The sequence below is a fragment of the Pseudomonas huaxiensis genome, assembly GCF_003231275.1.
GTDB classification, from domain to species: Bacteria; Pseudomonadota; Gammaproteobacteria; order Pseudomonadales; family Pseudomonadaceae; genus Aquipseudomonas; species Aquipseudomonas huaxiensis.
Map to the genome: position 1 here is coordinate 58,855 of NZ_QKVL01000034.1, position 8,735 is coordinate 67,589.

The 8,735-nt window shown below is 63.5% G+C and carries 10 protein-coding genes; 2 read left to right on the forward strand and 8 right to left on the reverse strand.

Annotated features, from left to right (window positions below; translation table 11 throughout):
* Positions 1-17 precede the first annotated feature (17 nt).
* The gene (locus DM374_RS25590; RefSeq protein WP_110972381.1) at positions 18-1,433 is read left to right on the forward strand and encodes an MBOAT family O-acyltransferase; all 1,416 of its coding nucleotides are present in this window, start codon (positions 18-20) and stop codon (positions 1,431-1,433) included.
* On the forward strand, positions 1,433-2,584 hold the full coding sequence (locus tag DM374_RS25595; RefSeq protein WP_110972382.1) for an alginate O-acetyltransferase AlgX-related protein: 1,152 nt from the start codon (positions 1,433-1,435) through the stop codon (positions 2,582-2,584). Before DM374_RS25590 ends, DM374_RS25595 begins: the two co-directional genes overlap by 1 nt.
* A gap of 9 nt (positions 2,585-2,593) precedes the next feature.
* Here DM374_RS25595 and DM374_RS25600 read toward each other — a convergent pair whose 3' ends face one another.
* The 8 genes from DM374_RS25600 to DM374_RS33835 form a co-directional block, all read right to left on the reverse strand.
* Positions 2,594-3,688 (reverse strand): metal-dependent hydrolase, encoded by a 1,095-nt coding sequence (locus DM374_RS25600; RefSeq protein ID WP_110972383.1) that lies wholly within the window; start codon positions 3,686-3,688, stop codon positions 2,594-2,596.
* 187 nt (positions 3,689-3,875) lie between these two features.
* Positions 3,876-5,030, reverse strand: a complete 1,155-nt coding sequence (locus DM374_RS25605) for a glutathionylspermidine synthase family protein (protein ID WP_110972384.1) — start codon at positions 5,028-5,030, stop codon at positions 3,876-3,878.
* 12 nt (positions 5,031-5,042) lie between these two features.
* Positions 5,043-5,822 (reverse strand): DUF1190 domain-containing protein, encoded by a 780-nt coding sequence (locus DM374_RS25610; protein ID WP_110972385.1) that lies wholly within the window; start codon positions 5,820-5,822, stop codon positions 5,043-5,045.
* 17 nt (positions 5,823-5,839) lie between these two features.
* Positions 5,840-6,265: a DUF350 domain-containing protein gene (locus DM374_RS25615; RefSeq protein ID WP_110972386.1), complete on the reverse strand. Its 426-nt coding sequence runs from the start codon at positions 6,263-6,265 to the stop codon at positions 5,840-5,842.
* A gap of 12 nt (positions 6,266-6,277) precedes the next feature.
* Entirely contained in the window at positions 6,278-6,943 is a 666-nt protein-coding gene (locus DM374_RS25620) for a DUF2491 family protein (protein ID WP_110972387.1), read from the reverse strand.
* Between the two features lie 18 nt (positions 6,944-6,961).
* A complete protein-coding gene (locus tag DM374_RS25625) occupies positions 6,962-7,522 on the reverse strand; it encodes a rhomboid family intramembrane serine protease (protein ID WP_110972388.1) in 561 nt (186 codons plus the stop codon).
* Positions 7,523-7,591: 69 nt separating this feature from the next.
* Positions 7,592-8,299 (reverse strand): PspA/IM30 family protein, encoded by a 708-nt coding sequence (locus tag DM374_RS25630; RefSeq protein ID WP_110972389.1) that lies wholly within the window; start codon positions 8,297-8,299, stop codon positions 7,592-7,594.
* 57 nt (positions 8,300-8,356) lie between these two features.
* The coding region (locus DM374_RS33835; protein WP_225422589.1) for a hypothetical protein at positions 8,357-8,735 on the reverse strand (379 nt) is incomplete at its 5' end.

Sequence of the window (8,735 nt, forward strand, 5' to 3'; positions counted from 1 at the left end):
AGGACGTCCGCTGCGCCATGGTTTTCGCCTCACTTGAGTTCCTTACGCTGTTCCTGCCGCTGTTCATGCTGGTCTATGCACTCAGCCCGGCGCGGGGACGCAACCTCGTGCTGCTGCTCGGAAGCTGGTTCTTCTATGGCTGGCTGAGCCCGCTGTTCCTGCTGCTGCACGTGGTACTGACGGTGATCGCCTGGGCCGGCGGCCTGGCGGTGGACCGCAGCCGCGAGGACTCACTGGGGCGCCTGCGGCTGCTGGCGGCGCTGATCGTGTTCAACACCCTGGTGTTGTGCTGGTACAAGTACGCCAACATTCTCGCCGCCACCTACAACCAGTTGATCACCCACTACGGCGCACTGCCGGTGGAGTGGCAGCGAGTGGCGTTGCCGGCGGGGCTGTCGTTCATCGTGCTGCAGGCCATTTCCTATCTGGTCGATGTGCACCGCCACACCGTACCGGTGGAGCGCAGTCTGGTGAATTTCGCCACCTACATCTCGATGTTCGGCCACTCCATCGCCGGCCCGATCATTCGTTATGACTGGGTGCGCCGCGAGCTGAACCAGCGCTACTTCAACTGGCAGAACTTCTCCCTCGGCGCGCGCCGTTTCATGATCGGCATGTGCATGAAAGTGCTGGTGGCCGACACCCTGTCGCCGCTGGTGGACGTGGCGTTCCACCTGGAAAACCCGTCGTTCCTCGATGCCTGGCTGGGCTGCCTGGCCTACTCGCTGCAACTGTTCTTCGACTTCGCCGGCTACAGCGCCATGGCCATCGGGCTGGGCCTGATGCTGGGGTTCCATTTCCCGGAAAACTTCAACCGGCCTTATCTGGCCAGCAGCATCCAGGACTTCTGGCGGCGCTGGCACCTGTCGCTGTCGAGCTGGCTGCGCGACTACCTGTACATCGCCCTGGGCGGCAACCGCTACGGCACCTGGAACACCTACCGCAACCTGTTCCTGACCATGGCTATCGCCGGCCTCTGGCACGGTGGTGATAGCTGGAACTACCTGCTCTGGGGCGCGGCCCACGGCGTGGCACTGTGCATCGACCGGGCGTGGAACCGCTCCAGCCTGCCGGCGATCCCGAAAGCCCTGTCACACACCCTGACGCTGCTGTTCGTCTGCCTGGCCTGGACTCTGTTCCGCGCTCCGGACTTCGACACGGCACTGTCCATGTACGCCGGCCAGTTCGGCCTGCACGCCTTCGCCCTGGGTGAAGCGCTGGCCGCCACGGTGCGCCCGGTGCACGCTTTGGCGGCGGCACTCGGCGTGTTCTGCGTGATCGCGCCGCTGTACCAGGCGCGCCTCGAACAACGTTTCGGTCACAGCGCGCTGTACGCGGTGGTGGCTGCCCTCTGGCCCGTGGCCGGTTTCCTGCTGGCGTTCTCGTTGATCGCCAGCCGTGATGCCGTGCCCTTCCTGTACTTCCAGTTCTGATGACGACCAAGACGCCTCCGCCGAGTACGGCACCGATCCCACCGAGCGAAATCGCTCTGCGCACCAGCACGCTGGCGGGGGTCACTCTGGCCGCCTTTCTCGCCGCCGGCCTGCTGTCCTGTGGCTGGCTGCTGGTCAGCGGCAAGCTCGAACTGCTGCCCGGGAAACCGCTGTCCAACGACGCGGTGCTGGAAGGCGAAATCACCCACCGCATCGCCAAGGAGCTGGCCAAGGCGCCGCTGCCGGAAAACGCCGCGCAACTGGAGCGCGGCGGCAGTTGGCTGACGCTCGGTGACACCGGCCCGCGGGTGCGTGAAGGCTGCCCGCAGTGGCTGTTCATCAGCGACGAATTGAAGATCAACCGCCACCGCGAGGACAACGCCAAGGCAAAAGCCGAGGCGGTAATCGCCCTGCGCGATCAGTTGAAACAGCGCGGGATTGAATTGCTGGTCAGTGTGGTGCCGGACAAGAGCCGTATCGCCGCCAGCCAGTTGTGCGACCTGCCGCGCCCGGCCAGCCTGGAGCCGCGGATACGTGACTGGACCGGCGCCCTGCAAAGCGCTGGCGTTGCCGTTCTCGACCTCACCCCTGCCCTGCAACCGCTGGGCGCTGAGGCCTTCCTGCGCCTCGACACCCACTGGAGCGAAACCGGCGCCCGCGCCGCAGCCGTGGCGATCAGCCAGAAAATTGCCGCCATGGGCATCGAAGCCACGCCCAAGCGCACCTTCGCCGTCAGCCCGCAGCCGGCCGCGCCGCGTCCCGGCGACCTGGTGCGACTGGCCGGGCTGGACTGGCTGCCGGCTCGCTTGCAGCCGCTGCAAGAACAGGTGGCCGCGTCCAGCATCAACGAAGAGACTCCGAATGCCGACAGCGCGGGTGATAGCCTCGACGACCTGTTCGGCGACGACAATCTGCCGAACCTGGCACTGATCGGCACCTCGTTCTCGCGCAACTCCAACTTCGCCGGATTCCTGCAGCAGTCACTGTCGGCGCCGATCGGTAACTTTGCCAAGGATGGCGGCGAGTTTTCGGGCGCGGCCAAGACGTACTTCGCCAGCCCGGCGTTCGCCCAGACGCCGCCGAAACTGCTGATCTGGGAGATACCGGAGCGGGATTTGCAGACGGCTCCGGTTGGCGTCATCAACCTGTAGACGCGCGACCTACAGGTTGCACCCCGGCACCGGCGCGGGCCCATCCAGGTAATCGCGCGTCCACTGCGCCAACGGCAACGGCGGTTGCTGCTCGAAGATCCTGTGCATGATCAGCTTCAGCGCCTCGGGATTGCGAATCGAATCCACCCCAGCGCCCGGCCACGAACCCGGCGTCTGCACCTGCCAGTTGCCCTCGCCATCACACCCCGCCATGCGGAACCGGAAGGTGTAATTGCCGGGAATGCCCATGCGCAGATCACTGACCACCAGCGCATCGCCGACCACGTCATAACGCAGCCAGTCGCCGGTGAACCAGCGCAGCCGCTCGTATAGCGGCGAGTCCTGCAACACCTTCGCCGCGTCGAGGTTCAGCGGCTGGATCTGCCATTCGGGCGGTTCGCTGTCGAACAGGCCGCTGACGCCTTCGTAGTAATGCCCGTCCGGCGTTTTCGCGACCACCCGCCACAGCAGCGTATTGAACGGCATCGGTACTGCGCGCAATTGCGTGACTTCAATTTGCTCGGCCCGCAGGGCGGAGTGGAAGCGTTGTTCGGCGATGTTCTTCGACAGCAGGCCAAAGCCCAGGTAAGCGGTACTGAACAGCAACAGCCCGGTGAGCACCGCCCTGACCCGGCCGTTCATACCCTTGACCACGGCGTAGATCACGCCCGCCAGCAACGGCAGCGTGTAAACGGGATCGATGATAAACACCGCTGCCCAGCTTTGCGGGGTCGGCTGGAACGGCCACAGCAGCTGCGTGCCATAGACGGTAAAGGCATCCAGCAACGGATGGGTGATCAGCACCAGCCAGTACGCGAGAAACACCCGCGGCCCACTGTAACCGGCGTCGGGTCGTCGCCTGCGCACCACCAGCATGGTCAGCCAGGTCAACAACAGCGCCAGACCGGTGAGTACCAACAATGAATGGGAAAAACCGCGGTGGAACGTCATCTTCGACACCGGGTCGGCGTAGCGGATGGCCACGTCCAGATCCGGCAATGTGGCGAGCATGGCGCCATACAGCAGGGAGCGGCGGCCCTGCACCTTGCCGAGTACAGCCCCCTGAAGCGCTGCGCCCAAAACGGCCTGGGTCAATGAGTCCAACGGCGTCCCCTTCCGATTGCGAAAGCGTCGATGCTAGCGCAGTGGGCTGCAAGAAAACACCATGCAGTGAACAACCTTTGAAGGCCTCATCGCTGCGGTTCGGCGCCCCGACAAGCCAGCTCCCACAGTGAACCGAGTGCACCACAAAACCTGTGGGAGCCGGCTTGCCGGCGATGAGGCCCTCAGGCTAATCCATCACCACATGCGGCAAAAACCGGCTCGTGTCCTTGGTGATCAAACTGTCGTCCTCACGAATGCCGATCCCCGACGCCACATCCCCGATCATCCACGAGCCCAGCAATGTATAGCTGTCACCAAACCGCGGCAGCGGCGCGAATTCCTGGAGGATGAACGGCGCATCGGTATACGGCCCGTCCTCGGCAACGAACTCACCTTCGCGGGTGCGCAATTCGATATTGGCGCCTTCGCGGGAAAAATACGGCTTGCGTACCCAGCCGGCAGGCACCGGCCGTTGCGGTTCGCGATCAACGAAGGCCGGAAGCAAATTCGGGTGCCCCTCATGGAACTCCCACAGCAAGGCGAGGATGCCCTTGTTGCTGATGATGGATTTCCACGCAGGCTCGACGAACTGGGTATCGCAGCCCGGCACCGCCTTGCCGAATGCCTCGTGGAAGATGTGCTCCCAGGCATGCAGCTTGAACAAGCGCTGAATCCACTGACCGTCGAGGTCGACAAAGCGACCGTCGCGCAGGCCGATGTCCTCGATATCGATATGCCGCGCATCGATGCCGGCATGCGCCGCCATCTTGCGCAGGAAATCAGTGGTGCCGCGGTCTTCCACCGACCCGGACATCGCCGAGAAGTGAAACGGCCCTTGCTTGGGAAACGCCGAGAACGCCTGCACCAGGTCGGCGGCGATGGTGTTGAACTGCGTGGCCGACGCCGGCAAAACACCCGCAGCAATCTGGCTTTCCAGCCAGAGCAACTGCACCGAACCCGCTTCCAGCAGGCTGGTCGGCGTGTCGTAGTTGGCTTCGATGCACTTGGCCGGGCCGCTGCCGTCGTAGATGAAGTCGAAACGGCCGTAAAGGTGCGGATGCCCTTCGCGCCACGAATCGCGGACCAGATCGAAGAACGCCGGCGGGATCGCCAGGCGGATCAGCAGTTCCTCGCTGTGCACCACCCGCTCCACCGCGTCCATGCACAGCTCGTGCACGGCCTTGGTCGGCGCTTCGATGTCGCGGCTGATCTGCGCTTCGCTGAACAGGTAGTAGCCGCGTTCATCCCAGTAGCGTTCGCCGTCGATGGTGTGAAAGTCGAAACCTTCGGCCTCGACGGTCCGACGCCAGTCCGGGCGCTCTTCGATGCTGATCTTTTTCACCGCCGGGCTCCCTCAACCACCAAAGCTGTAGCCAGACGAGCGCTTGCCGCTCCAGCCGCTGCGGGCGGTGGCCTGCTGGCCGAAACCGCCGCGGGAGATGGTCGAGCCGACGTTGGAGCTGGAGCTGGAAGAACTGGCGGAACGGCTGTTCGAGTTACCGAGGCTGCGGCCCAGGGTCGAGCCGCTGTAGCTGCCGCTGTCGTCGCGACGGGCTTGGGTCGAGCGGCTGAAGGTCTTGCCCTGCTCGATTTGCTTTGACAGGGTCGAGGTCTGATAAGACCCGCGACTGTCGCGGCTCTGGTACACCGGCTGCGACTGGTAGCGCGGCGCGCTGCGGTTGCTCATCGCCTGGCCGATCAACATGCCGGCCAGCGCACCGGTGGCCGCCGCGGCAACACCGTTGCCGATACCGCTGCCACCCGACTGTGCGGCCTGTTGCTGCACCTGTTCCATCTGCGTCTTGGAGATGTCACCGCTCATGGCCAGCTCGAAACCGGCCAGTTGCGGCATGTATTTACCGTCGGAGGTGGGCTGGCAATAGCCCTCGATGAAGTCGGCATCACAGGCGGCGCGATCGTCGTAGGTCGGCGCGACCTGGCGGTGATCGACCATCGCCTGGATATAGGCGTCGGAGCAGACATCCGCCGGGAAGCTGGCGTCGACACAGGCCTGGACGTTCTTGAAGTTGCTTTTCAGCGAGTAGGTGACGGTCTGTTCGGGGTCGCTGCAGCCACTGAGCGCCAGGGGCAGCGCGCTGGCCAACAGCAGTTTTGCGGAACTACGGGCTCTCATGGGCTTCTCCTTGGGGTTCAGGCTGCAGGGGTCATGCAGGCCGAGTTGAGAAAGCCGACGCTGATGGCGACGGACGCTGCGTAGATCGCCGCCGCCAGTTCACCACGGGCAATCCGCGCCGCCAGGCCCTTGAGCACCAGGCCGGTGCCGACGAAGGCCAGCAGTTGCACCACGGCGGCAATCAGCACCCAGACCACGAAGTCCACCACGCTGACGCTGTAGGAAATGATATTGCTGGCCGGCAAGGCGAAGCCGATCAGCGAGCCGCCCAGGGCAATCGCTGCCGCCGGGTTGTTCTCGCGGATCAGCTCGAATTCCTTGTGCGGGGTGATCCGGGTGTAGAGGAACTGGAACAGCGCGAACAGCGCCATAGCCACGACAATATAAAGAATGAATCCGAATACGGCAGTCGCGTTGAGCGACATACGGAGTGCTTCAAACATGGTGCTTCCTTGTCAGATGACGGTGATATCGGTGAGTTGCAGGGTGACGCCGATGGCAGACGACAGGGCGACATTGCCCTCCTCGTCTTCCTCGACGGAAAACAGCAGGAATTCGCGGCGGTTGGTCAGTTCGAGGTCACGGGCGTAAAGCATGCTGTGATGGCGGACCTGATAGCTGGCTTCGGGGTTGCTGACTCGTTCGAGCATCGGCACCAGCTCGGTCTGACCGTCTTCCGAACCCCACTGACGCTGATATTCGACACCGTCCAGCTCGAAGAACGGCAGGCCGACCTTCGACTGTGGGCCGGTCAGGCGCAGCAGTTCCTCACGACTGGCAATGGTGGTGACCTGGTGATAGCCAAACAGGATGATGTCTTCGATGTCATTGGCGCCATTGCCGTGCATCACCACCTGCAGGAAATAATCTTCGTTATCCAGGTAGAAGCGCTCCAGGCGCGTGCCCTGGCCGAGGTCGACACTGCCAGTGGCCCAGACCTTCTCGTCCTCCGGGACAACGACGCTGGAAGCGTCCGCCAGCAGCAGCGCGAGTTTCGAATCGAGGCAAAGCATGCGCCCCGAGGCCAGGCCCAGTGGAGCCTGGGGACACATCGCCGGGCGGCCGTCCGCTTTCGCGGGCAGCGGTGCCTGCATCCCCAGCAGGCGTTTTATCCAACTCATTTAGCGGTCCTTTTTACGTCAGTTCGTGCCGTGTGCCAGCAGTCGTTTCGAATGCATCAGCCAACTGGCGAAGATGCCGGCGAATGCCCCGGCGAGGTGTGACTCGAGCGACACCCCACGCGCCGGGAGCAAGCCGAACACCAGCCCGCCATACACCACCAGCACCCCCACCGCGACCAACACGCTCGCCAGGCTGCGCTGATACCAGGCGCGGGCCAGCAGATAGCTCCACAAACCGAAGATCACCCCGCTGGCGCCGACATGCACGCTGGTACGTCCCACCACCCAGACCAGCGCGCCACCGACCACTGCGATCAACAACGCCACCCGGATATAGCGCGACAGCCCTTCGCTCAACACCAGCCAGCTCAGCACCATGAAAGGCAGGAGATTGCTCAACAAATGCGCAGCGGAGCCATGCAGGAACGGCGCGAATGCCACACCCACCAGCCCGTGCAATGTCCTCGGAACAATGCCGAACTGCACCAGGGCGTAGCCGCTCAGCCAGTTGAGCACGTGCACGACCACCAGCAACACGCCCAGGCCGAGCACGACGCGCAGCCGATTACCGAATGCCATGGGCCACCTTCAAATCCAGGCCATGAAAAAAGGGCAGGCGGATCACTCCGCATGCCCTCGCGTGCACTGTCACTCGACGGTGGCGCTACCTTGCTGCTTGGCTTTCAAGCGCGCCAGCACATCACTGGCACCGCCAGTCCTGGCGCCGATGCCGGCTTCCTGGAGACGACGCTCCAGATCATCGCCACTGGACACGTCGGCCAGCTCGCGGGCGGCGTCCAGCTTGGCGTCCTGCTCGTCCTGGCGCTGCTTGATCCGCGCCAGCGAGTTGACCGCGGTTTCCACTTTGCCGTTGGCACCGCCGGTGGCACTGGCGGTAGCGATCCGGGCTTGCTGCACGGTCTCACGGGCCTTGGCCATTTCGGTTTGTTGGCGGATGCCCTTGAGGCGGCTTTCGGCTTCGATGATCTGCGCTTGCAGCAGGTCTACCTGACGGCCGAACTGGCTGGCCATCTCGCGTTCCTGAACCAGTTGCGCCTCGACCTCAGCGATGCGGCCAGCGCATTCGGTGGCCAGGCCTTCCTGGTCAGCGTTCAGCGCGGCGATGGCCTTGCCTTCCCAACTGGCGACATCGCCTTCGAGGCCGGCGATACGTTGCAGGGCCAGTTTGTGCTTGGCCTTGATCTCGATCAGGCCGTTGCGCGCCTTGACCAGCGCCGCGTCGGCGTCGCGCTGCTCCTGTTCAAGGATACGAATGGCGTTGGCGTCGATGATCGCTTCACCGACTTCCGAGGCGCCGCCACGCAGGGCGGTCACCAGTTTTTTCCACATGCTCATGGACGAACCCTTGTACTCAAACGTCAAAATGGTCTTCGAAGGCTTCAACCGCGTGAATCACGTTGTCGGCCAGGGGGTGATTTCCTGCTCGACCACCGCCAGCGCGCCGAGCATGCAATGCACGTCGAAGCCGTCGGCGAGGGTCTGGATATTGATCGACTCTCGAAAGAGCGATGTCGCGCATGTCAAGGGTGCGGGTTTCCCGCTACCCAAGGCTTCTCTAACGTGATACGCGCGAATCCTGCCTGCGCAGGGGCGCGACGGTACAGGTGAATTTTTTAACAAGCAATTTCTTTGAGGGTTGGCGAGCCCGTACCCAAGCCCAATCCCCGAGAGCCTATCTGTAAAGAACCAAACAGATTCTTTACGGAATGCCGGGGCATGCTCTTTGGGCTTGGACTTGGGCTTTGCGGGCATATCCATTCGATGTGGCGCC

Bases quoted from the DNA above. Each gene is read 5' to 3' on its own strand.
- DM374_RS25590 (WP_110972381.1), top strand. From the start codon at position 18: ATGGTTTTCGCCTCACTTGAGTTCCTTACGCTGTTCCTGCCGCTGTTC.
- DM374_RS25595 (WP_110972382.1), top strand. From the start codon at position 1,433: ATGACGACCAAGACGCCTCCGCCGAGTACGGCACCGATCCCACCGAGC.
- DM374_RS25610 (WP_110972385.1), bottom strand. From the start codon at position 5,822: ATGAGAGCCCGTAGTTCCGCAAAACTGCTGTTGGCCAGCGCGCTGCCC.
- DM374_RS25615 (WP_110972386.1), bottom strand. From the start codon at position 6,265: ATGTTTGAAGCACTCCGTATGTCGCTCAACGCGACTGCCGTATTCGGA.
- DM374_RS25620 (WP_110972387.1), bottom strand. From the start codon at position 6,943: ATGAGTTGGATAAAACGCCTGCTGGGGATGCAGGCACCGCTGCCCGCG.
- DM374_RS25625 (WP_110972388.1), bottom strand. From the start codon at position 7,522: ATGGCATTCGGTAATCGGCTGCGCGTCGTGCTCGGCCTGGGCGTGTTG.
- DM374_RS25630 (WP_110972389.1), bottom strand. From the start codon at position 8,299: ATGAGCATGTGGAAAAAACTGGTGACCGCCCTGCGTGGCGGCGCCTCG.